The 23,255-nt window shown below is 68.8% G+C and carries 22 protein-coding genes; 12 read left to right on the top strand and 10 right to left on the bottom strand.

The features are described from left to right. Positions 1-282: 282 nt before the first annotated feature. From CPZ01_RS12965 to CPZ01_RS12980, 4 genes are all read left to right on the top strand, one after another. Positions 283-1,713, top strand: coding sequence for an extracellular solute-binding protein (locus CPZ01_RS12965; RefSeq protein ID WP_157745993.1), 1,431 nt, complete (start codon positions 283-285; stop codon positions 1,711-1,713). A gap of 148 nt (positions 1,714-1,861) precedes the next feature. Further along, on the top strand, positions 1,862-2,866 hold the full coding sequence (locus CPZ01_RS12970) for a carbohydrate ABC transporter permease (protein WP_096395729.1): 1,005 nt from the start codon (positions 1,862-1,864) through the stop codon (positions 2,864-2,866). Position 2,867: 1 nt separating this feature from the next. Further along, positions 2,868-3,842, top strand: coding sequence for a carbohydrate ABC transporter permease (locus CPZ01_RS12975; protein ID WP_096395731.1), 975 nt, complete (start codon positions 2,868-2,870; stop codon positions 3,840-3,842). Between the two features lie 6 nt (positions 3,843-3,848). Continuing rightward, positions 3,849-5,030, top strand: a complete 1,182-nt coding sequence (locus CPZ01_RS12980) for an ABC transporter ATP-binding protein (RefSeq protein ID WP_096395733.1) — start codon at positions 3,849-3,851, stop codon at positions 5,028-5,030. A gap of 25 nt (positions 5,031-5,055) precedes the next feature. Here CPZ01_RS12980 and CPZ01_RS12985 read toward each other — a convergent pair whose 3' ends face one another. Further along, on the bottom strand, positions 5,056-6,768 hold the full coding sequence (locus tag CPZ01_RS12985) for a glycoside hydrolase family 13 protein (protein WP_096395735.1): 1,713 nt from the start codon (positions 6,766-6,768) through the stop codon (positions 5,056-5,058). A 219-nt stretch (positions 6,769-6,987) separates the two neighbouring features. Between CPZ01_RS12985 and CPZ01_RS12990 the strand changes: the two genes are divergently transcribed. Further along, a complete protein-coding gene (locus CPZ01_RS12990) occupies positions 6,988-7,926 on the top strand; it encodes a carbohydrate kinase family protein (protein ID WP_096395737.1) in 939 nt (312 codons plus the stop codon). A 39-nt stretch (positions 7,927-7,965) separates the two neighbouring features. On the opposite strand, the gene CPZ01_RS12995 is transcribed toward CPZ01_RS12990, so the two are convergent. After that, complete coding sequence (locus CPZ01_RS12995) at positions 7,966-9,069, bottom strand: TrmB family transcriptional regulator (protein ID WP_172863969.1); 1,104 nt, start codon at positions 9,067-9,069, stop codon at positions 7,966-7,968. A gap of 156 nt (positions 9,070-9,225) precedes the next feature. Between CPZ01_RS12995 and CPZ01_RS13000 the strand changes: the two genes are divergently transcribed. From CPZ01_RS13000 to CPZ01_RS15495, 3 genes are all read left to right on the top strand, one after another. After that, positions 9,226-10,218, top strand: a complete 993-nt coding sequence (locus tag CPZ01_RS13000) for a hypothetical protein (RefSeq protein WP_096395741.1) — start codon at positions 9,226-9,228, stop codon at positions 10,216-10,218. 114 nt (positions 10,219-10,332) lie between these two features. Beyond that, positions 10,333-10,632: a hypothetical protein gene (locus CPZ01_RS13005; protein ID WP_096395743.1), complete on the top strand. Its 300-nt coding sequence runs from the start codon at positions 10,333-10,335 to the stop codon at positions 10,630-10,632. Positions 10,633-10,760: 128 nt separating this feature from the next. Then, on the top strand, positions 10,761-10,937 hold the full coding sequence (locus CPZ01_RS15495; RefSeq protein ID WP_172863970.1) for a hypothetical protein: 177 nt from the start codon (positions 10,761-10,763) through the stop codon (positions 10,935-10,937). Between the two features lie 70 nt (positions 10,938-11,007). Here the strand turns inward: CPZ01_RS15495 and CPZ01_RS13010 are convergent, their stop codons facing one another. Beyond that, complete coding sequence (locus CPZ01_RS13010) at positions 11,008-12,075, bottom strand: type II glyceraldehyde-3-phosphate dehydrogenase (RefSeq protein ID WP_096396287.1); 1,068 nt, start codon at positions 12,073-12,075, stop codon at positions 11,008-11,010. Between the two features lie 184 nt (positions 12,076-12,259). Between CPZ01_RS13010 and CPZ01_RS13015 the strand changes: the two genes are divergently transcribed. Beyond that, complete coding sequence (locus CPZ01_RS13015) at positions 12,260-13,210, top strand: aminopeptidase (RefSeq protein WP_096395745.1); 951 nt, start codon at positions 12,260-12,262, stop codon at positions 13,208-13,210. Positions 13,211-13,282: 72 nt separating this feature from the next. Here CPZ01_RS13015 and CPZ01_RS13020 read toward each other — a convergent pair whose 3' ends face one another. From CPZ01_RS13020 to CPZ01_RS13030, 3 genes are all read right to left on the bottom strand, one after another. Then, a complete protein-coding gene (locus tag CPZ01_RS13020) occupies positions 13,283-15,784 on the bottom strand; it encodes a heavy metal translocating P-type ATPase (RefSeq protein WP_096395747.1) in 2,502 nt (833 codons plus the stop codon). Between the two features lie 210 nt (positions 15,785-15,994). Beyond that, on the bottom strand, positions 15,995-16,696 hold the full coding sequence (locus tag CPZ01_RS15760) for an HU family DNA-binding protein (RefSeq protein WP_096395749.1): 702 nt from the start codon (positions 16,694-16,696) through the stop codon (positions 15,995-15,997). Between the two features lie 134 nt (positions 16,697-16,830). Continuing rightward, positions 16,831-17,730, bottom strand: a complete 900-nt coding sequence (locus tag CPZ01_RS13030) for an HVO_0234 family beta-propeller protein (protein ID WP_096395751.1) — start codon at positions 17,728-17,730, stop codon at positions 16,831-16,833. Positions 17,731-17,901: 171 nt separating this feature from the next. Here CPZ01_RS13030 and CPZ01_RS13035 point away from each other — a divergent pair, with 171 nt between their 5' ends. The 3 genes from CPZ01_RS13035 (at position 17,902) to CPZ01_RS13040 (ending at position 20,565) form a co-directional block, all read left to right on the top strand. Then, entirely contained in the window at positions 17,902-18,885 is a 984-nt protein-coding gene (locus CPZ01_RS13035; RefSeq protein WP_096395753.1) for a nucleoside recognition protein, read from the top strand. Positions 18,886-18,939: 54 nt separating this feature from the next. Next, a complete protein-coding gene (locus tag CPZ01_RS15500) occupies positions 18,940-19,104 on the top strand; it encodes a DUF7838 family putative zinc beta-ribbon protein (protein WP_172863971.1) in 165 nt (54 codons plus the stop codon). Between the two features lie 111 nt (positions 19,105-19,215). Next, positions 19,216-20,565: a CaiB/BaiF CoA transferase family protein gene (locus tag CPZ01_RS13040; RefSeq protein ID WP_096395755.1), complete on the top strand. Its 1,350-nt coding sequence runs from the start codon at positions 19,216-19,218 to the stop codon at positions 20,563-20,565. Positions 20,566-20,629: 64 nt separating this feature from the next. Here CPZ01_RS13040 and CPZ01_RS13045 read toward each other — a convergent pair whose 3' ends face one another. The 4 genes from CPZ01_RS13045 to CPZ01_RS13060 are packed head-to-tail and all read right to left on the bottom strand — an operon-like array spanning position 20,630 to position 23,202. Next, a complete protein-coding gene (locus CPZ01_RS13045; RefSeq protein ID WP_096395757.1) occupies positions 20,630-21,550 on the bottom strand; it encodes an HpcH/HpaI aldolase/citrate lyase family protein in 921 nt (306 codons plus the stop codon). Then, positions 21,550-22,593 (bottom strand): isocitrate lyase, encoded by a 1,044-nt coding sequence (gene aceA / locus CPZ01_RS13050; RefSeq protein WP_096395759.1) that lies wholly within the window; start codon positions 22,591-22,593, stop codon positions 21,550-21,552. The genes CPZ01_RS13045 and aceA overlap by 1 nt, the downstream gene beginning before the upstream one ends. 4 nt (positions 22,594-22,597) lie before the next feature. Further along, complete coding sequence (locus CPZ01_RS13055) at positions 22,598-22,825, bottom strand: hypothetical protein (protein ID WP_096395761.1); 228 nt, start codon at positions 22,823-22,825, stop codon at positions 22,598-22,600. Then, on the bottom strand, positions 22,822-23,202 hold the full coding sequence (locus CPZ01_RS13060) for a hypothetical protein (protein WP_096395763.1): 381 nt from the start codon (positions 23,200-23,202) through the stop codon (positions 22,822-22,824). The genes CPZ01_RS13055 and CPZ01_RS13060 overlap by 4 nt, the downstream gene beginning before the upstream one ends. Positions 23,203-23,255 lie beyond the last annotated feature (53 nt).

Consider the following 23,255-nt stretch of genomic DNA (forward strand, 5'->3'; position numbering starts at 1 on the left):
TCCGCCGCCGGTCCTCCACCGACGGTCGGAGCCACCGGTCGGCCGCGTGAGGGCTCCAGACGGGGATGTCGCTCGCCGGCGTAACGTTTGTCGCTCGGCCGACTCAGACCGACTACGCCGACATCCGCCGGGTCCGCCGCGGGAACGGCGACACGCCCGTCGAGGGGGCGTGCCGCGGGCCGAGACGCCCGAGCGTCGGCACCGCCCTCTGCGATCTGATTTTCACAACACCCGTTGTAATCCACAGTAACTATATTAATGATTATTCCTTATGGCCATGTGATGTCAGACGATACCACACCGAAGGGCGTCTCGCGGCGACAGTACCTCGCGGCGACGGGCGCGGTGGGAGCGGCCGGCCTCGCGGGCTGTTCGGGCGGCGGAGACGGTGGGGACGGAACCACGACTGGCTCGTCGGGTGACGGCGAGATCGGCGGCACGGTCACGGTCTTCTCGGGGCCCCAGTTCGTGGACGCCGGCTTCCCGGAAGTCCTCCACGAGGCGGGAGTGCCGGACTCGATCACGATCGAGATGACCCGGCCGCCACAGGACACGGGCAGCAAGCAACAGCAGCTCCGGACCGCGATCAACGCGGAGGAGTCCGACCCCGACCTGGTGTTGACGGACAACGGGTGGACGCTCCCGTTCATCGTCCGCGGCGACCTGGTCAACCTCGAAGAGGAGATGGACGACGAGTTCATCTCCCGGGTCAGAGAGGAGGGCGTCCAGTCGATGATCAACACGGGGACCCATCCCGAGACGGGCGACCTGTACTCGGTTCCGGTGTTCCCCGACTTCCCGACCATCACGTACCGGAAGGACCTGCTTCGGGACGCGGGCTACGGCGACTCGGACTTCGACACGTGGCGCGGAGACCCGCCGACGTGGGGGGAGTTCTCCCAGATCGTCTCGGAGGCCATGGACGGTGCCGACGTCGAGTACGGCCACCTCTGGCAGGGGAACAACTACGCCGGGCTGGCGTGCTGTACGTTCAACGAGTACCTCACGAGCATGGGCGGTGCCTTCTTCGGCGGGCAGGACAACCTCTTCGGGCCGATCGGCGACCGTCCGGTCACCCTCGACACGGAGGAGTCCGTCGACGGGATCGAGGCCGCGGTCGACACCATCCACGGCACGGGCAGCGCCCCGATGGACATCCAGAGCATCTCGCCGCAGGAGGTGGCCGGCTGGTCCGAGCCGGACACGAAGAGCCTCTTCGAGGACGGCAGCGCGGTCACCCAGCGCAACTGGACCTACTCCATCGGCGGCGCCCTGACCGACTTCGAGGGGACGGACATGGAGCTCGGCGTGATGCCGCTCCCGCAGGGACCGAACGGGTCCTGGCACGCGCAGGGCGGCTGGATCATGTCGATGAACCCCTACACCGACAACATGGCGTCGGCGAAGGAAGTGATCAAGGCGTGGTGGGAGGACTCCGTCCTCGAGTACCAGTTCGACACGGCGAACTTCATGCCGCCGAAGCCGGAGCTGTACAGCTACGTCGAGCAGAGCGACACGTACGGCCCGTACTTCGAGGCGCTCCAGTACTCGGCGGAGAACCTGATCCCGCGCCCGACGACGTCGGTGTGGCCGAGTCAGCGTAGCATCATCGCAACCGAGGTCAACGCGGCGCTCCGTCAGGAGAAGAGCCCGCAAGAGGCGGCGACGGCGATGCAAGAGCAGATCTCAGCCATTGAGGAGCAGGCCGGATAACTGGACAGGGATCGCCCCCGGTTCGAGGGGACTCAGAGACCGAGCACACATAGAACGTAGACAATAATGATAACTATTCGCACGAGAAACACGCGGGCGATGCTCGTACCACAACAGCGGGCAACGGCACAGGGAGGTGTTAGTCGGGATGGCAGTTGAACAGGGGAGACCGGAGGTGTCGGGCGGATCCGGCGGGGTCCTGACGCGACTCGGGACGTGGACGGAGAACCTGAGCGAGCAGGCGTACGCGTACCTGCTCTTGACCCCGGCCTTCGTGGTCCTGCTGTTGTTCGCGTTCTGGCCGCTGGCGTCGGCGGTCAGGATGTCGTTCTTCGCCGACGTGATCACCGGCGGGAGGTTGGGGGAGTTCGTCGGGGTTCAGAACTACGTCGCGCTGCTCACGAACACCAACGCGCTGGCGCCGGCGGCGTTCGTCGACCCCTCGTTCGAGACGCCGATCCTGGAACAGGCGCTGTTCATGACGATCCTGTTCGCCGTGTTGAGCGTCACGGGCGAGACGCTGCTCGGGTTCCTCTACGCCATGCTGATGAAGGCCGAGTACAAGGGGCGGCGGCTCGTTCGGCTGCTCATCATCCTGCCGTGGGCGATCCCGATCGTCATTCAGGGGATGATCTTCTTCCTGCTGTTCCGCCCCGGCTACGGGCTGTTGACAGAGCCGCTCCAGCAGCTCGGGATCTTCTCCAGTCTCCCCCTCAACACGACCTTCGACAGCTTCGTCATCGTGACGGTGGCGGACATCTGGAAGACGTCGGCGTTCATGGCCCTGCTAATCTTGGCGGGGTTAGAGAGCGTCAACCAGGACCTCTACGAGGTGGCCGACGTGATGGGCGCCTCCCGGTGGCAGCGGTTCCGTTACATCACGTTCCCGCTGGTGTTCCCGGTGTTGATGGTCGCCATGCTGTTCCGGACGATGGGCGCGCTCCGGGTGTACGGCATCATCGAGTCGACCACCGTCGGCTGTTCGACCGTCCCGTCGATGACCTGCCTCGTCACGCAGATGATGTTCGGGTCGTCGACGCTGTACGGTTCCGCGGCCGCCGTGAGCGTCCTGATCGCCATCGTGGTGGGCCTGTTCATCATGGTGTACCTCCTGTTCATCAAACAGAGCAACCAGAGCCTGGGGTTAGCCTGACATGAGCATCGACGCACGCGACCACGAGGACGCGGAAGTGTTCGACGAATCGGGCGACGACGCCGACGACGAGGAGAACAAGTCCCGCGTCGCGCGGTGGGCAGACGACTGGATCAAGCACCCGGAGAAGGCGTACGCCGTAATGTTAGTGTTCCTCGGCGGGGTGCTGTTGACCACGTCGCTGTTCCCGCTGTACTGGCTGTTCAACGTCGCGATGGCGCCGCCCGGACAGACCGACATCCCGCTGTTCCCGACGACGATCGACCTCACGGCGTTCGTGCAGGTGTTCCAGCAGATCCCGTTCGCGCGGTTCATGTTCAACAGCCTCTTTTACGCGTTCACGGTGACGCTGTTCGTGCTCCTCGTCGGGAGCCTCGCCGGGTACGCGTTCGGCCGCCTGGAGTTCCGGGGGAAGACGCCGCTTTTGTTCTCGCTGCTTGTGCTCAGCTTCTTCCCGCCGGCGACGCTTTTCATCCCGCTGTTTCGGGCGTTCAACCAGCAGGTCCCGATGCTGGGGCTGTTCACCCTCCCGGTGGAGCTGTACGGGACGCCGGGCGCGGTCGTCACGCCGCTCAGCGCGTTCACGATGCCGCTGGCGATCTTCATCCTGACCACGTTCTACGGGCAGATTCCGGACGGGCTCGAAGAGGCCGCCAGAGTCGAGGGGACGACGCGGATCGGTGCGCTGTTCCGGGTGATCATGCCGCTGTCGGCGCCGGGCGTCGCGACCGCCGGGATTCTCACCTTCATCACCGTGTACACCGAGTTCTTCTTCTCGTACCTGATGACCGGCAACAGCGCCGCGGAGTGGGCGCCGGTGGTCGACGGCGTCCTCGCGTTCCAGACGCAGTACACCGTCCGGTACGACCTCCAGGCGGCGGCGAGCCTGATCGCGATCGTCCCGGTCGCGATCCTCGTCGTCGTCGCACAGGACAAGATCATCAGCGGCCTCACGCAGGGAGCCCTCAAGGAGTGATACCATATGGCACGAGTTAAACTCACAGACGTCACGAAACAGTACGACGACGTAACGGCGGTCGACAACATGAACCTCGACCTGAAGGACGGCGAGTTCATCTGTCTCGTCGGTCCGTCGGGCTGCGGGAAGTCCACGACGCTCGAAACGGTCGCGGGCCTCACCAAGCCGACGTCGGGCGAGATCCTGATCGGCGACCGCGAGGTGACGAACCTCCCGCCGAAGGATCGCGGCATCGCGATGGTGTTCCAGAACATCGCGCTGTTCCCGCACATGGACGTGTACGACAACATCTCCTTCGGGCTCCGGCTGCGGGACTTCCCCAAAGAGGAGATGGACGAGCGGGTCGACGAGGCCGCTCGGGTCGTTCGGCTCCAGGGGATGTTAGACCGGATGCCGAGCGAGATGTCCGGCGGGCAGCGCCAGCGCGTCGCGATCGCGCGGGCCATCGTCCGCGACCCGGACGTGTTCCTGATGGACGAGCCGCTGGCGAACTTGGACGCCAAGCTGCGCGTCAACATGCGGACCGAGCTCCAGCGGCTCCACAAGCAGCTGGACACGACGATCATCTACGTCACGCACAACCAGGCGGAGGCGATGACGATGTCCGACCGGATCGCGGTGCTCAACAAGGGGGAGCTCCAGCAGATCGCCGCGCCGCTGACCTGCTACAACCAGCCCGCGAACCGGTTCGTCGCCGGCTTCATCGGCTCGCCCTCGATGAACTTCTTCGACGCGACCGCCGGCGACGGCTCGCTCGAAGCGAACGGCTACTCCGTCTCCTTCGACACCGCGGCGGTCGACGGCTTGGGGGCCGACGACCCGGTGGAGGTCGGGATCCGCCCGGAGGACATCTACCTCGAGGGCAACAGCGCCGAGGCCGAGGACCCGACCCGGACGTTCTCGGTCGAGACCGACGTGCTCGAACCGATGGGCGACGAGATATTCGTCTACCTGAAGCCGATCCTCGAATCGTTCGACGAGGAGGACGCCGACTTCGAGGAGCGCCAGGGGCTGCTGATGAGCGTGGACCCCGCGACCGACATCGGCGAGGAGGAGAGCGTCGACATCGTCTTCGACCGGGCCCGGATCCACCTGTTCGACGACCAGACCGGCGACGCGATCTCGCACGGCGTCGTCTCCGGTGCGGACGTCGAAGCCGGCGACGACGGGGTCCAGGCCGACTGAGCCGATCGCCCGTCACCACCAATTTTCAGAGCCGGTACACGGCGGCCTCGTACGGCCGGAACGTACTTCCGATCGGGTCGGTCGGCGACTCGTCGTAGTTCCCCCCGAGGGTCTCGACGTCGGCCGGTTCGATCGCCTCCCGTTCGATCGCTTCCGGTTCGAAGGTCGCGGCGGCGTCAGACCAGTTGAGCACGACCAACAGGCGCTCGTCGCCGAGCGTCCGCGTGTACGCGTAGATGCTGGGGTGGTCCGGCAGGAGGAGGTCGTACTCGCCGTACACGAGGGCGTCCGCCTCGTGTCTGAGCTCGATCAGTCGGCGGTAGTAGTGCCAGACGGAGTCCTCGCGGCTCCGCTCTTTCTCGACGTTGATCTCGCCGTAGTTGTCGTTCACCGGGAACCACGGGTCGCCGTCCGTGAAGCCGGCGTGCGCCTCGTCGGACCACTGCATCGGCGTCCGGGCGTGGTCCCGGCTCCAGTAGTTCACGAGGTGCGCGACGTCCGCGAAGGAGTCGACGCCGTCGCGGCGGGTGAGCGCCTCGACCGCCCCGATCGTCTCGACGTCGTCGATCTCGTCGAGGCCCTCGAACTCGGCGTTCGTCATCCCGATCTCGTCGCCCTGATACACGTACGGCGTGCCGCTCAGCGTCAGCAGGAACGTCGCCAGGAGCGTCGCGCTCTCCCGCCGGTACTCGCCGTCGTCGCCGAACCGGGAGACGATCCGCGGCTGGTCGTGGTTCCCGAGGAAGACGGCGTTCCATCCGCGACCCCGCAGCCCCTCCTGCCAGCGGTCCATCACGCGCTTGAACGTCGGCAGGTCGAACTCCCGCGGGCCGCTCGGGTCCCAGATTCCGTCCGGGCCCGCGTCGACCTCCATGTGCGCCGACTGGAAGAGCATCCCCAGTCCGACCCCGTCGTCGCCGAGGTAGCTCGCCGCGGTGTCGACGTCTGTGTGCGACATCTCGGCGACGGTCATCGCGTCGCGGCCGGACGTCGTCTCGACGATCTCGCTGAGATACTCCTCCAGACGCGGCCCGTTGAAGAACTGTTCCTCCCCGACGACGTCGGCCTCGGGGTCGCCGTCGGGATACCCCGCCGGCTTCGAGAGGAGGTTCAGGGCGTCCATCCGGAAGCCGTCGACGTCCTTGTCCAGCCACCACCGGATCAGCTCCGTGACGGACTCGCGGACCCGAGGGTTCCGCCAGTTCAGGTCCGGCTGGTTCTCGTGGAAGAGGTGAAGGTACCACGCGCCGCGCTCGTCGTCGTAGCTCCACGCCGAGCCGCCGAAGAACGACTCCCAGTTGTTCGGCGGCTCGTCGGGCGGCCCCTCGCGCCAGTGGTAGTAGTCCTCGTACCCCGCTTCCTCGCGTCGCGACCGCCGGAACCACTCGTGTTCCGCGGAAGTGTGGTTGACGACGAGGTCCATCACGAGGCGGATGTCGCGGTCGTGAAGCGCGTCTCGAAGCGCTTCCCAGTCGGCCATCGTGCCGAACTCGGGGTCGATCGCGCGGTAGTCCCGAATGTCGTAGCCGTTGTCCTCCTGCGGCGAGTCGTACACCGGACAGAGCCAGACGACGTCGATTCCCAGCTCGTCGAGGTAGTCGGCCTTCTGCGTGATCCCACGGAGGTCGCCGATCCCGTCGCCGTCGGAATCGTTGAAGCTCCGCGGGTAGATCTGGTAGACGACGCTCTCCTTCCACCAGGACCGATCCGGGTCCGCGGCGTCCCCTCCGGAGGTCATTGGCGGGGAGACGCGTCGCGATGACTCGGTGTGGATCGCTCCTCGCGCGAAACCGGCGTGTGGTCGACGGTGCGACGTCGGGGGGAAATCATACAACTCATATCTGAGTATATTTGTAAAAACGTACTGGTCCCGGGGGAGCACCCCCGGACCGTCCCGATCGCGACCGTGCCCGAATTTTTATTGTTTTCATACTCCTGATTCCGAGTATGGTGGCGCATGACGCGTGAAGTCCTTGTCGCCGGCGAGACCCTGATCGATTTCATTCCTGACCGCCCCGGACCGCTCGCGGACGTGGAGTCGTTCTCCAAGCGAGCGGGCGGCGCGCCGGCCAACGTGGCGGTCGGGCTGGCGCGGCTCGACCGGACGCCGTGGTTCTGTACCGCGCTCGCCGACGACCCGTTCGGTTCGCATCTCGCGCAGGTGCTCGACCGCGAGGGCGTTCCGGACGACTTCGTTACGGAGGTTCCGGACAGCGGGACGGCGCTGGCGTTCGTCTCGCACGGCGAGGACGCCGACCGCGAGTTCACCTTCTACCGCTCGGAGACGGCGGACAGGCGCCTCGACACGAGCGTCGTCGGCGACGATGTCCTCGAATCGGTCGAGGTCGTCGTCGTGGGGGGCGTCACGCTGACCGTCGAGCCGGCGCGATCGGCGACGTTCGACCTCGTCGAGCGGGCCCGCGACCGAGACTGCCGCGTCTTCTTCGACCCGAACGTCCGCCCCGAGCTGTGGGAGACGGATCCGGGGCCCACGGTCGAGCGGATGCTCTCCGAGACGGACGTCCTCAAAGTCACCCGCGAGGACCTCGAGGGAGCCGGGCTCCCGACGACGACCGCGGAGGTTCTCGCCGCCGGACCGGACGCGGTTTTCCTGACCGAGGGCAGCGCCGGCGCGCGGCTGGTCACCGACGAGGGCTCGCGGTGGGGCGCCGGCGAGTGGCACCACCCCGGATACGAGATCGAGGACGTCGTCGACACGACCGGCGCCGGTGACGCATTCTCCGCCGGGGCGATCGCGGGGCTCGTCGACGGCGACGACCCGGACGGTATCCTCGGGTTCGCCAACGCCGTCGCCGCCGCGTCGACGAAGCGCCGCGGTGCGATGGCCGCGCTTCCCGACCGGGAGGCCGTCGCGGAGCTGCGCGACGGGGAGTGATCCGACCCGGGCGGTGTCCCGGCTCGCTTCCGTCCGCGGTCACTTGGCCGGTTCCGTCCCCGCCCGCAGCGACGGGTACTCGTCGACGTCCGCGACGTCGGTGATGACGATCCGCGTCGCCTCGACGTCCTCGACCACGGCGTTCCAGCCGCCGACGCTGACCCGGTCGGTGCCGGTGTCGACGACCATCAGTACCTGTCCGGCGACCTGCGTGTCCGACTCCCTGTCGCCCACGTGCGACTGGACCTCTTCGACTGTCCCCGCGATCGTCCGCGGTTCGCCGGTGGAGACGTCGGTCCCCTCGACGCGGACGGTCACGGTCGCCTCCGACTCGAAGAGGGGCCGCGCTTCGCGCACCAACTGACGGATGTCGACGTACTCGATGGGGAGCGTTTCCTGCCCCTCCGAGTATATCGGCGTCCCGTGTTCCCAGAGACACGTCATGAAGAACCAGTGGAAGACGAAGGTGTACTCCTCGTCGTTGACGAGGACCCCGGTCTGGTTGACCGCGTCCGGATGGTGTGAGAAGCAGGCGCTCTGGCGGTCGACGGACGCGACGAACGGCGCCGGGAGGCCGCGGTATCGCGCCTCTCGACAGATCCCGGCTATCGAGTCGACCGTCGGCCGGTCTTGGGTCGAATCCGTGTTGACGAGAATGTACACGGCGACGCCGCGCTCGTGAGCCCGCTCGAGGGGGTCGCGAAGCTTCTCGAGTTGCTCGGCCGTCACGGAGACGTACACGCGGGTTTCCGCCTGTTCGATGAACAGCCGCGCGCGGTCGAGAACCGTCTGGAACTGCTTCACGATGCTGGCGGTGGACTTTTCGAGCGGCGGCTGTTCCCACCGATCCTCTATTTCGGCGGTCGCCGATTCCAACTGATCGATCCTGCTTTCGAGGTCCTCGAGTACCTTCGCGGGGCTGTGTGCCCGCACTTTGATCGTCCCCTGCTCGTATTTCTCGACGTATCCGCGCTCGGCCAAGGCGTCGATCACGTCGTACACGCGCGGCGTCGGGATGTCGCTCTCGTTGGCGATCTCGGTCGCCGTCGCGGTCCGTAGATCGAGGAGCGCGACGTACACTGCCGCTTGGTACGGTGACAGGCCGGCGTTCTCGAGCGTCTCCGTCAGGGAGTCCGCGTCCATACCCCCTCTACGCGGGTAGCGAATAAGTATCATCGTCCCCGAAGCGAACGGGAGAGCGGGTGGCGCGCGCCGCGAGCGACAGTCGGAACCCGGGACGCGTCGTGTCGCGCCGCGCTCGGCCGCACTCTTTTGCCATCCCGGAACGATTCGGCGCGTATGCCCTCCGAGAGCCGAGAGCCCTCCGCCGCCGACGCCGTCGACGCCGCCGAGGGCGTCTCGACGGTCGACGACGGTCGCGGCGCGGCCGAGGTGTCCGAACTCCCCCGCGACTCCGAGGCACCCGCCGAACGCGACCCGATCGAGTGGGGGCCGGTCCGCCACGACCGCCTCCGTTCGCTCGCGGCCGGCGCTACGGCCGGGGTCGTCGGCGCGGTCCTCGTCTCGATCGGCGCCGTCGCGGTCGCCGCGCTCGCGGGCGCCGCCGCCGGCGAACTCGCGCTCCCGAGCGTCGGCCTCACCGAGGCCGCGGTCGGCGTCGGGTTCCTGTTCGCGCTCGCGGTCGCCACCCTCCCCTCGCTGTACGTCTGGTACCGCGAGACCTCGGTCGGCGAGCTGACCGGCTCTCGCCTGCGGGAGGCCGCGGACGCCCTCAGCCCGGGGTGGACGCTCGCCGGCCTCGGTGCCGTCGTCGCCGCGGCGCTGGCGCTGCCGTCCGACTTCCTCCCCGCCCTCTGGCCGCTGTTCTGGCTCGTCTGGTTCGTGCCGGCCGTCGTCCAGTCGTCGGGCGTGGTCGTTCGGCTCGACCCGGCCGAGTCGACGATCGAGCGGACGTACCCGAGCCACGACCGGACCCGGAGCGACGACCTCGGGGCCGTGGTCCGGACGCGGCGGATCGACCTCCGGTGGACGACGCTGTTCCTGCTCGCGTACCGCGGGAACGCGTGGTTCCGGTCGACGCCGTGGCTGTTCGTTCCGGTCGAGCGCGCCGACGAGGTCGAGTCGGCGCTCGACGCGGCGCTGGCGGAGAGCGACGGGCCGGACCGCGCGAGCGTCCCCGAGCGTCTCACCCTCGCGGCGCTGGGGTCGTTCTCGCTCGTCGTCGGCGTGCTGATGGCCGTCGCGGCCGGCGAGGGGGCCGGCGGACTGGCGCTGGCGCTGCTCACGGCGCCGTTCTCGCTGCTGTTCCTCGCGCTGGCGGCGCGACTGTGAGTCGGCTGCGCGCCCGCCGGCGGGCGGCGGAACGTCCGGTCGAACCCCATCGGCGCCACCGGACGTGCCACCCCCTACCACGCGACTGATATACTCGCGGCACGTAGCGTGAGCATGGACAGACAGCGTCTGGAACGCGCGCTCGAAGACGAGTTCGGCGGGACCGAGGCCGAGCGGCGCGCCGTCTCGCGGTCGGCCCGCGACCTCGTCGACTCCGGACGGCCCTCCGAGGACCGCGGCCACGGGCTGACCGTGACGGGGGTGATCGGACACTTGGAGGACGCGCCGGACGGCTCCTCGCTCGTCGAGCGGTGGAACTGGTGGATGGGCGCGCTCGACGCCGCCTACGGCGGTTACGACTACTTCACGGTGCGGTTCGTCGAGGACGACGAGGCGACGGGGCTCCGCCGGTAGGGCGAGGTCTGAACAAGGCCTCCGGCCGTCCGCGTTCGGATCGCCCGCCAGCGATTCGAAGGCGTCCACTTTCACTTTCACTCCGCGGATGGCTCGCTTATAGGGGCGTTGCGGTCCGACGGTGAGGTATGAGCGCAGTCACCGCCGACCGACCCCGGTACGCGACGCCGACGCGCGTGGACGTCACCGACTGTCGAACCGATCGGCTCCCGGACCGGATCCGTGCGAACCGCGTCGACGGCAGCGAGGTTCACCTCGAACGCCGGGGCGGGCGGACGTTCCTCGTCACGCGACCGAACGAGTGACCGTCGCCTCGGGGCGGTAGCGAGGCGCGGAGGAAAGGAGAGGAGGCGAACGGAGGAGCGGCCGCGCCCGTCAGTCGTCGGCCGGCAGCTCCGCGCGGGCCAGTTCGCCGTCCCCGAGCCGGCTGTCGAGGCCGACGCCGAGCGTCTCGTTCGTGCGCGCGACCGACTCGGCCGCGTCGACGTCGCTCGCCATCGCGCGGATCGCGTCCACGTTCTCGGGGACCACGTCGGCCTCCTGGTGGACGTTCTGGAAGAGGTACAGGTCCCGGCCGGTCACGCTTATCGACTCCTCCCAGACGCAGTTCTCCCAGAGGTCGCCGCGCGGGCGCCCCGCGTCGGCGGCGTACTCCTTCAGCGCGCCGGCCCCGTCGATGCCGGCGCCCTCGGGGACGAGGAAGATCCGGCTCTCGTCGGCGAGCAGGTCGCGGACGGCCGCCGGGTCGGGGTCGGTCGCCAAGGTGACGTTGACGCTGTGGGTATGCATCCCGGTTACCGGCGCCTTCAGCGCCGCGGTGTCGACGGTCACGTCGGGGAGGATCTCGTTCACGTCCGGGCCGTGGTGGGAGGGGACCGTCGCCGGGTCCGGGACGACGTCGTTTATCGGGCCCCGGTCGGTCTCGTTCGGATCGCCGCCGCGGCGCACGAGCGTGACGCGCGCCTTCTCGACGCCGTAGGTCTCGTCGAGCGGCGCGAGCAGCCGCGAGAGAGCGGTCGTGTTGCAGGAGACCACGCGGGCGGTATCGGCACCGCGGGCGCTCTCGAACCGGCCGCGGGCGTTGAACGAGGCCTCGGCGACCGCTGCGTCCTCGCCGCCCTGGAAGATCGCCTTCGTGTCGTGCGCCTCGTAGACGGGCGCGTTGCGCTCGCCGATCCCTGAGGGCGCGCAGTCGACGACGACGTCGACGGCGTCGAGCAGGTCGCCGAGGGTCCCGGCGAGGTCGACGCCGGCGGCCGCGAACTCGTCGGCGCGGTCCTCGACGGCCGCGTACAGGTCGTAGCCGCGGCGGGCCGCCGCCTCGACGCCGTAGTCCGGCGAGGCCTTGGTCACGCCGACGAGCTCCATGTCGGACTGGGCCGCGACGGCGTCCGCGACCCGCTTCCCGATCGTGCCGTACCCGTTGACGCCCACGCGTATCATGTGCGCCCGTCGCTCGGGCACCGACATAATCTTTTCGAGAACAGCAAATTGAAATTAACTACCCCACGAGTAATCGATCGGTTAATTCGACGCCGATCGCCACCGGACGTAAATAATTCAATTACGGAACAGAGTAAAATCGTCGATGGCAAGGCCTAACGCCCGGCCGAACGGAGACGCGGGCATGGCAGCCGACCTCTCCGACGCCGCGGCGACCGCGGTCGAACAGTGTCTGAACGTCGCCCCCGACGAGTCGGTCGTCGTGGTCACCGACGACGAGCGCGAGCCGATCGGCGAGGCGCTCTACGCGGCCGCGAGCGCCGTCACCGACGACGCGACGGTCCTGCGGTACCCGCCGGCCGAACAGCACGGGACGGAGCCGCCGGCGCCGGTCGCGGCCGCGATGCGGGAGGCGGACGTCTTCCTCGCGCCGACGACGAAGAGCCTGAGTCACACCCGCGCACGCGGCGCGGCCTGCGAGGCCGGCGCGCGCGGCGCGACGCTCCCGGGGATCACGGAGGACGTGTTCACGACCGGGCTCGACGCAGACTACGCCGCCATCGACGCCGCCTGTGACGACGTGCTCGCGCAGGTCGACAGCGCCGACGAGGTCCGGGTCACCGCCCCCGCCGGCACCGACATCGCCTTCGGGATCGGCGACCGCGAGTGGCTCGCCGACACCGGGATGGTCCGCGAGCCGGGCGACTTCTCGAACCTGCCCGCGGGCGAGGTGTTCGTCGCCCCCGAGACCGCGACCGGGACCTTCGTCGTCGACGGGACGATGATGCCTCACGGCCTGCTCGACGAGGGGCAGACCCTCTCGTTCGAGGTCGAGGACGGGGTCGTGACCGAGATCGGCGACGACGAGATCCAGGCCGACGTGGAGGCGGCCGCCGAGGAGGTCGGCGACGCCGCCTACAACCTCGCGGAGCTCGGCATCGGGACCAACGGCGGCGTCGAGGAACTGGTCGGCTCGGTCCTCTTAGACGAGAAGGCGGGCGGGACCGTTCACATCGCGATCGGCGATAACGCCGGGATCGGCGGCGAGACCGACGCCCCGCTCCATCTCGACGGCATCATCCGGAACCCGACCGTCCACGCGGACGGCGAACCGGTCGACCTCCCGAGCGCGTAGGGCGCTCGGACCAACGGGGACCGCGGATTCCGTCGATATCGACGGCCGGTGGTGGACTCGTGGCGTGACCCGTTACCCGAGCAACGCCCGTCGAGCGTTCGCGGCGACCAGCCCGCCGCCGGCAATAACCGCCACCGCCGCCGAAACCGGGGTGAAGAACCCGGCGGCTAACGCCGCGAGAGCGATTCCGTTGTAAGCGAACGCAAGGAGATTGTTCTGTTTCACGCGCCGGCGAGCCGCACCCGCGAGGTCGAAAGCGGTTTCGACGGAGCGGATGTCGTCGTCGACGATCGCGACGTCGGCCGCGTCGGCGGCTAATGCCGTCCCGCCGCCCAGCGAGATACCCAGGTCGGCGGCCGCGAGGGCCGGGGCGTCGTTGGTTCCGTCCCCGACCATCGCGACCTGCCCGTCCGATTTGAGCCGCCGGATCGTCGCCGTCTTTCCCTCTGGCGGAACCGAGGCGAAAACGTAGGTCACGTCCTCGTGTTGCTTAAAGAGGTCCGTCGCTTCCTCGTCGTCTCCGGTTAGGACGACGACGTCCATGTCTCGCGCACCGAGGCGAGAGACCGTGTCGTCCCAGCCGTTCCGCGACTCGTCTCCCACGACGATCAGCCCCTCTGCCGCCCCGTCGCGGCCGACGATCACCGGGAGTTGACCGAAGCACCGAGCCTCGGTGACCTGTGACCTGATGTCGTCGTTCACGGTCCAACCCCGTTCCGTGAAGAGGTCGTGATTTCCGACGAGATACCGACTCCCGTCGATCGTTCCCTCGATACCGGACCGATGGTTCGTGAACTCGCGTACCCGACCGGTACCGTTCGCCTCGTCGTCGTCTCCGGCTGCGTTCGATCGGTCGTCGACGCCTCCATCGGTCATGCTCTCGTCTGCGAACGCCGCCGTGATCGCGTTCGCGGCCGGGTGTGACGCTCGCTGCTCAAGCGCCGCGACGGCGTCGAGGAGTTCCGCGGGAGCATCGGCTTCGATCACTTCCATCTCCCCCGTCGTGAGGGTCCCCGTCTTGTCGAAGACGACTGTGTCGACGTCTCGGAGCCGTTCGAACACCGTCTCGTCGAAGATGATCATCCCTCGGTCGAGCGCGCTGGACAGGCTCTTCGCGACCGAGAGCGGCGTCGCGAGCCCGAGACCCCACGGCGAACCGGCGAGAAGGATCAACAGTGCGAGGAGGGCCCCGTTCGAGACGGCCATGCCGAACGCGACGACACCGGTACCGCCGACCGCGATGGCGACCCCGACGACGAGAAGAACAGCGTACGTCGCGAGTCGGTCGGCGTGACGCTGGACGCCGTGCGTCGCGCTCTGGAGGTCCCAGACGGCGGTCGTTATCCGATCGATGCTGCTCGTCACGTCGGGACCGACGCGGACGAGGGCGGCGCCGTCCGTGACGATCGACCCCCCGATAACCTCGTCGCCGGCGCGTTTCGGCACCGGAAGCGACTCGCCGGTCACGATCGCTTCGTCGATCGTACAGCCGTCTTCGACCAGTTCGCCGTCGACGGGGACCCGTTCGCCCCGTCGAACGAGCACCACGTCTCCCGGGTTGAGGTCCTCCACGCGAACCTCCGCAGTCTCACCGGCACTGTACGTTCGCGCGCGCTCGACCTGCGATATCGTGAGTTCGGTGAGTCGATCGAGCGCGCGCTGCTTGATCCTCGACTCGTAGAACGCCACCGCCGTGACCGCGGCCGTGACGACGATCGCGAGGTCGTAGAAAATGTCGTTTCGTCCGAGGACGACGGCGGCCGTGCTGTAAGCGTACGCGCTGACCGCGGTGATCGCGACCAGCAGGTCGGTGTTCGGGCGCCACATCTTGAGACTGATATACGCGCCGCGCAACACCGGGAGGCCGGTGAAGACGAGGATGATCCCGGTCATCACGAAATACAGACGGAGGAACACGAACGCCCCCTGGCTGGTCAACTGAAACGCGCCCTCGAATATCGCGAGCGCTTGTAAGTCGAAAATCGACGCGAGGTGCGCCGGATAGAGGATCGCAACGTACGGGACCAGCAGGAACGCGCCGAAGAGGAACCCGACCGAGTATCGCATACCCAGGAGCTGGTCGTCTCGACGCTTTCGAATCCCGCCCATCTCCCGTGCCCGACGCGTCGCGCCGCCGGCCTCGCTCGCGTCTGAGGAGGCGTCTTCACGGAGGTACGCCGTGTACCCCAACGTGCTCAACGCGTCACGCAACGACTCCTTCGAAGCGGTGTCCGGGTCGTGCACGACTCGGATCGTCTCCGTGACGTAACTCGCCTCGGCACCGGTCACTCCCGCCTGCTCCTCGGCGACCGATTCGAGATACGCCTCGCACGTCGCGGAGTACATCCCGTCGATCCGAAGGAACGTCCGGGAACGGTCCCCGTCAGAAGAGGCGGGGTCGTCTCCCGGGTCGACTTCGCTTGCGGTTGCGGTCCGGGCGCCGTCGGAGGAGTCGGCGGCTCCGAGCGTCGCGTACACGTCGTGACAGCCGCTCGAACAGAACGACCGCTCGCCGGCGGCCTCGAACGTGGCGGACTGGATCTCTCGACCGCAGAGGTCACAGTTATCGGACATAGTTCGACAGCGGTGCGTCGGTTGTCAGTCAGTTGCCGGTTCGGCCGAGTAGAGGCGGTGTCACGTTCTCCGTTCGGTTCCGAAATCGATCAGGCGGTCGCACGGGAATACCTCGTACAGCCCAGTTCGCGGGTCGCGGTTATGTCGCTGTCGCTCTCTCGTACCGGGTCACTCTCCGGTCGTCTCGAACGCGCGCCGACCGGGGCTCCGCTAGTTGACTGCCTTGGAGAGCTCGGCGCCAGCCTTGAACTTCACGACGTTTTTGGCGGCGATCTGTATCTCCTTGCCGGTCTGAGGGTTGCGGCCCGTGCGCGCGGAGCGCTTCGAGATACTGAACGAGCCGAAGCCGACGAGCGACAGCCTGTCGCCCCTCTTCAGCGCCTTCATCGCCGCGACGGTGAAACCCTCTATCGCCCGTTCCGCGTCGGCCGTAGACAGTCCGCGCTCCCGCCCGTCTCGCGTCTCGCCGGCGAGGCGCTCGGCGTCGATCAAGACGTCCGCGTTGCGACACCGGGACCCGGCGCGGGCGCCCCGCTCGTCACCCTCGCCGGGGATCAGGTCGAGTCCCGCGGCGAACTCCGGACACGCGTCGAAGCCGACGGATGAGCTGTCCGCCGACCCGTTGTCGCGCCCCCGCTTCGAACGCTTCAGAGGGCGGAACGCCCCGAACCCGCTCAGCGCGACGCTGTCGCCGTTCTCCAGCCCCTTCGTCGTCGCGTGGATGAACCCGTTGACCGCCGCCGTCGCCTCGTCCTTCGACAGACCGGCTTCGCTCGCCATCTGCTCGATCAGCTCCGCCTTGTTCATCGCCGCTACCTGCCCTGGGGTCACCGCCAGGGCCAATCCGAACGTCGTCGAGAGGACGGCGCCGTTCCGGAGCACGGTTCGTCGCGAGAGCTGGTTTTTGGTCATCTGTTCACACTCACAGTACCGTATCGCTCCGTACTAGTATAAGCATATTGTAAATACCACTTATAACATATTTTCTCCCTGCGTGTCCCGAGGGCTGCCGGCATCGGATGCGTTCGTCGCCGGTTCGTCAGTACCTACTCGACGACCGCAAGCGCGACCCCTTCCACGTCTCGGACGCCGACCACCTGGTGTCGCCAGCCGTCGCCGGCGTCGACGCAGAGCGTACCGGCGTCCGTGACTGCGACCGACACGCCGGGGCCGTAGCCGAGTGCCACGACCGTTTCGTCCACCGGCAAGTCAGCAACCCACCACGTCTCGTCGTCCCACTCGCTCGCACCCGAGTGAACCAACAGCTCGCCGTCGACGACCGCCATCGCGTGGCCGTCGCCGTCGGCCGCGACCGCGTCCGCGGCGCCCTCCCGCGCCGTCATCCAGCCGTTGCCGAGCCAGTAGAGTCCGCTCCCCGTGGCCGCGAGCGGCATCCCGTTCCCGGCCACGTCGCGGGCGTCGTCCAGCCCGACGTCCGTGAGTCCGCTCTCGCCGACCCGGAACATCCCGTCCGCGGCCGCGACGAGCGCGCCGTCGACCGCGCGCGGGTCCGCGACGGATCCGAGCCGCGTCGTCGAGGCCGCCTCCGACGGGCCGCCCCCCTCGCCCTCCTCGAACGCGACGCGCTCGACCGCGCCGTCCTCGCGCGCGACCAGAAGCCCGCCGTCACGTCCCCCTTCCGCCCCGACCGCGACCGCCGGCTCGTCGTCGACGAGCGCGAACTCCGGGTCGTCGCCGACCGCGGCGACCGCGAGGCCCTCGGGCGTGGCCGCGGCAACGAGGTCGGCCGTTCCCCCGTCGCGCGCGAGGACGGCGACGTCGTGGATGGGGCCGCGGGCGACCATGTCGAACGCGCCGATCTTGTCGGCCGACAGCGAGACGCGGACCACTCCGGTCCCCGTCGCGACGTAGGCGTCGGTGCGGCCGGCGCTGCCCGCGTACACGCGCTTTTCGTCGATCGAGATGTCGTCCTCGGCGGGAGCCATCGGGAGGCCGTTCTCCACGGCGGGACATAAGCCCCGCGCGCTGGCGCTCCTGTCCCGGGCACGGGCACCGTCGCGCGTTCGGACGCGGCGGGCACCGTCGCGCGTTCCGACGCCCCGGGAACGCCCGCGCGTTCCGACGGCCATTTGACCGCGCCTCGCCTACATCGATCCGTGCAATCGGTCGCCGCCGACCTCGCGACGCTGCTCGCGGACGTGGTCCCCCGACTCGCCCGGATCACGGCGTTCATCGCGGGCGGGGTCTTCGCCGCCAACGTCGCCGTCGCGTTCGGGTTAGTCCGGTACGTCGCGGGGATCGCGGGGTGGCTCACGCGCCCGGCGAACCTCCCGGACGAGGTCGGCACGGCGATCCTCACGACCGCGGCGTCGACGACCGCGGGCTACGCCACCTTGGCGGAGTACCGCGAGGCGGGCCTGCTCGACGACCGGGCGACGCTCGTCGCCGTGGTGATGAACACGTTCTTCGGCTTCGTCCAGCACGTGTTCACCTACTACGTCCCGGTGTTGATCCCGATCCTCGGGGTCACGACGGGCGCCGTCTACGTCGGCGCGCGCGCCGGTATCGCCCTTCTCATCACCGTCACCGGCGTGATCGCGGGCGGACTCCTCCTCTCCGAGTCGAACGTCGACCGCTCCGCGCTCGCCGACGTCGACGCGACCGGACCCGAGGCCGACGACCGCACCGACCGCGAGCGCGTCCGCGACGCCGCCGAGAAGTCGTGGGGTACCCTCCGACGGATCGTTCCGCGGCTCGCGGTCGTGTACACGCTCGTCATCTGGCTCGTCACGACGTACGACGTGGCCGCGCTGACGAGCGTCGCCGAACCGATCACGGGCGTGCTCGGGCTGCCGGGCGAGGCGGTGCCAGTCATCGCGGTGTTCACGCTCGATACGACCGCGGGCGCGGCGACGCTGGCCGGGACCGAGGTCGGGACCTTCACCACCCGCACCGCGGTCGCGTCGCTGCTCATCGGGAGCATCCTCTCGTTCGCCGTCTCGACGTTCCGGCGCTCGATCCCCTTCCAGTACGGGATCTGGGGCGCCTCGTTCGGCACGAAGGTGATCGCCGTCAACACCGGCCTGAAGCTGGTCTTCATCTCTGCGACGGTCGCGGTGCTGCTCGCGCCGGTATGGTGAGTTCCCGACGCCCGGATCAGTAGGTTCAACACCGCCCCGGACCGATCGGCGCGCATGGCGCTCGAAAAGGACGTGGACTGCCCCGCCTGCGACGAGACCCGTTCGTTCTACCGGACCGCGGCGATGACGCTCCACCTCGGCGAGAAGACGAAGTGGCGGTGCCCCGACTGCGGCTACGGCTACGTCGAAATCAACGGTATCGACACCCTCTCGGCCTGAGCCGACGCTCCTTCTCTCTCGGCGGCCACGGCGCCGCAACACTCACTACCCCGGCGGCTGTGCCGGATCGCATGAACCGGATACGGCGACGGTCCGCGGAGGCGAGACCGCGTGGTCGGTGAGGCGCGAGACCCCGAGGGCGACGCGGGCCCGCTCGACGGACTCACCGTGTTGGACCTCTCACGCGTCCTCGTCGGCCCGTTCTGCACGATGCAGCTCGGCGACCTCGGCGCGGAGGTGATCAAGGTCGAACGGCCCGGCCCGGGCGACCAGACGCGGACGTGGGTCCCGCCGGCGTTCAGCAGGGGCGACGACGGCGAGAGTAGTGAGAGCGACGACGAGGGTGGTGAGAGCGACGGCGAGGGTGGTGAGAGCGACGGCGAGGGTGGTGAGAGCGACGGCGAGGGTGGTGAGAGCGACGACGGCGCGGAGAGCGCCTACTACGTGAGCGTCAACCGCAACAAGCGCTCGATCCAGCTGGACCTGACGACCGAGGCGGGCCGCGCGGTCGTCCGCGACCTCGCCCGCGAGGCCGACGTGCTCGTCGAGAACTTCCGGGTCGGCAAGACGGAGGAGTGGGGGCTCGGCTACGGCGACCTCGTCGAGGAGAACCCGGAGCTCGTCTACTGCGCCATCTCCGGCTACGGCGAGTGGGGCCCGGACCGCGACAAGCCCGCGTACGACATCATGATGCAGGCTAGGGGCGGGTTCATGTCGTTCACCGGCGTCGAGGGCGGCCCGCCGGTCCGGATCGGGGTCGCGCTCGCCGACGTCGGCGCCGGCATGTACGCGACGCAGGCGATCCTCGCGGCGCTCTTGGAGCGCGAACTCGGCGACGGACGCGGCCAGAAGATCGACGTGAGCCTGCTCGACGGCCAGGCGGCCTGGACCAGCTACATGGCGACGAACTACTTCGCCAGCGGCGAGCCGCCGGGCCGGATGGGGAGCAAACACCCGAACATCGTCCCCTATCGGGCGTACGAGACGGCGGACGATTACATCGTCGTCGCCTGCTCGTCCGACCGGTTCTGGCCGCCGCTGTGCGAGGCGATCGACCGCCCCGACCTGCTCGCCGACGAGCGGTTCGAGGAGAACGAGGGACGCGTCCGGAACCGCGAGGAGCTCGACCGCGAGCTGGAGGAGACGTTCGCGGCGATGACGACCGACGAGGCGGTCGAGCGGCTGGACGACCACGACGTGCCCGCGAGCCGCGTCCGCGACGTGAGCGAGGTGTTCGCCGACCCCCAGATCGAGGCGCGCGGGATGCTCGAAGCGGCCGAGCACCCGACCGCGGGCACGGTACGGTTCCCCGGCTCGCCGATGCACTTCTCGCGGACGCCGACGACGGTCCGCCGTCACCCGCCCGCGCTCGGCGAACACACGGAGTCGGTCCTCCGCGAGTACGGCTACGGCGACGGCGACATCGACGAACTCCGTGAACGCGGCGCGATCTCGGAGTAGAACCGGGCACGAAATAAAAGGAGATACCCACAGGGAATCGAGCGCGCGGCGGCGCGAGGCGGCCTTACAGGATCCCGGCCTGCTCGGCGCGCGCGACGATGCCGCGGGCCATCTTGTCGGTCGCCTCGTCGACCATCTCGCCGTCGACCGAGACGGCACCCTTGCCCTGCTCTTTCGCCTCCGCGTAGGCGTCGACGATCCGGCGGGCCTTCTCGGCCTCCTCGGGCGAGGGCGCGAACGTCTCGTTGGCGGGCTCGATCTGGCTCGGGTGGATCGCCCACTTGCCGTCACAACCCAGCTGGCTCGCCCACCGACAGGAGTCGCGGAACCCCTCCGCGTCCTCGATCTCGGCGTAGGGGCCGTCGATCACCTGGAGGCCCTGCGCCTTCGCCGCGTGGGCGATGCGCGCGAGCTGGTAGTGCCAGTAGTGGCCGGGGTAGCCGCCGCCGGAGCCGATGGTGAGGCCGGCGGCGCCGACGTTGGCGGTGTAGTCGCCGGGACCGAACACGAGCGACTCCAGGCGGTCGCTGGCGCGGGCGATGTCGGCGACCTTCGTCATCGCCTCCGGCGACTCGATCTGCGCCTGGAGGCCGATCTCGCCGACCGGCAGGTCGTTGTTCTCCTCGACCTGCGTCAGGAGGTTGTCGACGGTCGCGACCGTCTCCGGATTGTTCGCCATCGGCACCATGATCGTGTCGAGGTACTCGCCGGCGCGCCCGACGACCTCGATCACGTCGTCGTAGAACCACCTGGTGTCGACGCCGTTCATCCGGTAGCAGGGCCGGGTGTCGGACCAGTCGTACTCGATCAACCCCTCGATGACGTTTTCGCGGGCGTCGACCTTCGCCGAGGGCGCGACGGAGTCCTCCAGGTCGAGGAACGCCTCGTCGGCACCGGAGTCGGGCGCCCGCTCGATCATCTCCGGGTCGGAGCCCGGCGTCGCCAGCTGGCTCCGGCGGAGGGTGACGTCCTCCGGCCCGCCCATCAGTCGTCACCTCCCTCGGAGGCCGTGATCGGGTCGTTCTCGTCTTCGGTGAAGCCGGCCGACTCCTCCTGCCGCTTGCGCGCCTCGGGGTCGAACTCGGCCTCGACCTCCTGGTACCGCGGGACGAAGGAGAGCTCGTGGTGGCTCTCGGTCTCGTGGCCGATGTACCGCTCTTCGAGGTCGAACTGCGCCTCCTCGTCGTTCTCGGCGATGTTCTCGAAGTCCTCGTAGGCGGCGTGGGCGCCCGAGTGGAGCCCGTACAGCGTGATGAAGATGTACTGGTAGCCCAGATCGCCCAGCTCCTCGAAGGTGAGCGGGTCCTCCTCGGCCCCCCACTCGAACGAGGAGGAGTAGTTGAAGGCTAAGTCGAGGTCGGGGTGCGTCTCGTGGATCGTCTCGGCGTACTCGACCGCGTCCTCGCGCGAGGGGTCGGGCATCTCCGGCCAGACGAGGTCGACGCCGGCGTCGGCGTAGATCCGGCCGCGTTCGAGGTGCTCCTCCCAGTCGCCGTTCGCGGAGCCGTACGCGTCGGTGCGGGCGATGATGACGGTGTCCTCGCTCTGCTTGGCGTCGACGGCGGCCTCGAAGCGCGAGCGGGCCTGCTCCCGGGAGACGATCTGCTTGCCGGCGATGTGGCCGCAGCGCTTCGGCGAGGTCTGGTCCTCGATGTGGATCGCGGCGACGCCGGCCTTCTCGTACTCGCGGACCGCGCGCCGGACGTTGTGGACCCCGCCGTATCCGGTGTCGCAGTCGGCGATGACCGGGAGGTTCGTCGCCTCGACCATGCGCTTGGCGTTCTCGACCATCTCCGACATCGTGACCATCTCTAAGTCGGGGAAGCCGAACTGGCCGAGGACGGTCGAGTAGCCGCTCATGTAGGCCGCGTCGAGCCCGGCCATCTCCGCGAGGCGGGCGTCGAGCGCGTGGTAGATCCCGGGCGCGAACGTGTACTCCTGCTCCTCGAACAGCTCGCGGAGCTTCCGGCCGGCCGGGTTGTCGATATCTCTGTCGAAGACGTCGTCGTCGAGTTCGTTGGGATTCATCGGATTACTGCGTGGAGTCGTCGGCTGCGGTGCGGTTCGACGCGGCGCGGCGGCCGTCGGCGCGGCGCTCGTCGGTGGAGCGTCGGTCGGCGCGGCGCTCGTCGGCGGGACGGCTGTCGGCGCGGCGTCCGCCGTCCGTGCGCGCGGCGGACGCGAACGTCGTGGAATCCGGTCGCGGGCCGTCGCCAGTCCCCGCCATGGGGACGGGGCGGCGCGTCGCGTTCGCCGTCATCGCGATCCCCCGTCCGTCCGCGTCCGCGAGGCGGGACGCAGGTCGGGGACGAGCGGCGCGTCGCGCTCGCCGTCCGTCGGCGGGCGGGTCGGCCGGCGGGTGTCGGTCGCCGTCGGCTGCGGGGTGTCGGTCGGCTGCCGGGTGTCGGTCGGCGGCGAGCCGGCCGTTCGCGTCCCCGTCGCTCGCCGGGTCGTGATCGTCGGGACCAGCGGTGCGCCCGCCTCCTCGGTGAGGGGGGTACGGCCGGGGATCGGCCGCGGAGAAGTAGTCGTCGAGCTCGAACCGGTCGGTCGGTCGGAGCGGGTCGTCGAGTCCGTGTCGGTCGTGCTGTCGGTGCGTCGGGTCGTGTCGTCGGGCGTGTCGTTAGGTGTCGTCATCGGGTCGTGTGGGCGGTTGCGGCGGTCGTCTGGTGATCGAGTCCGTGCGTCGG

Source organism: Halorubrum trapanicum (assembly GCF_002355655.1).
GTDB lineage: Archaea > Halobacteriota > Halobacteria > Halobacteriales > Haloferacaceae > Halorubrum > Halorubrum trapanicum_A.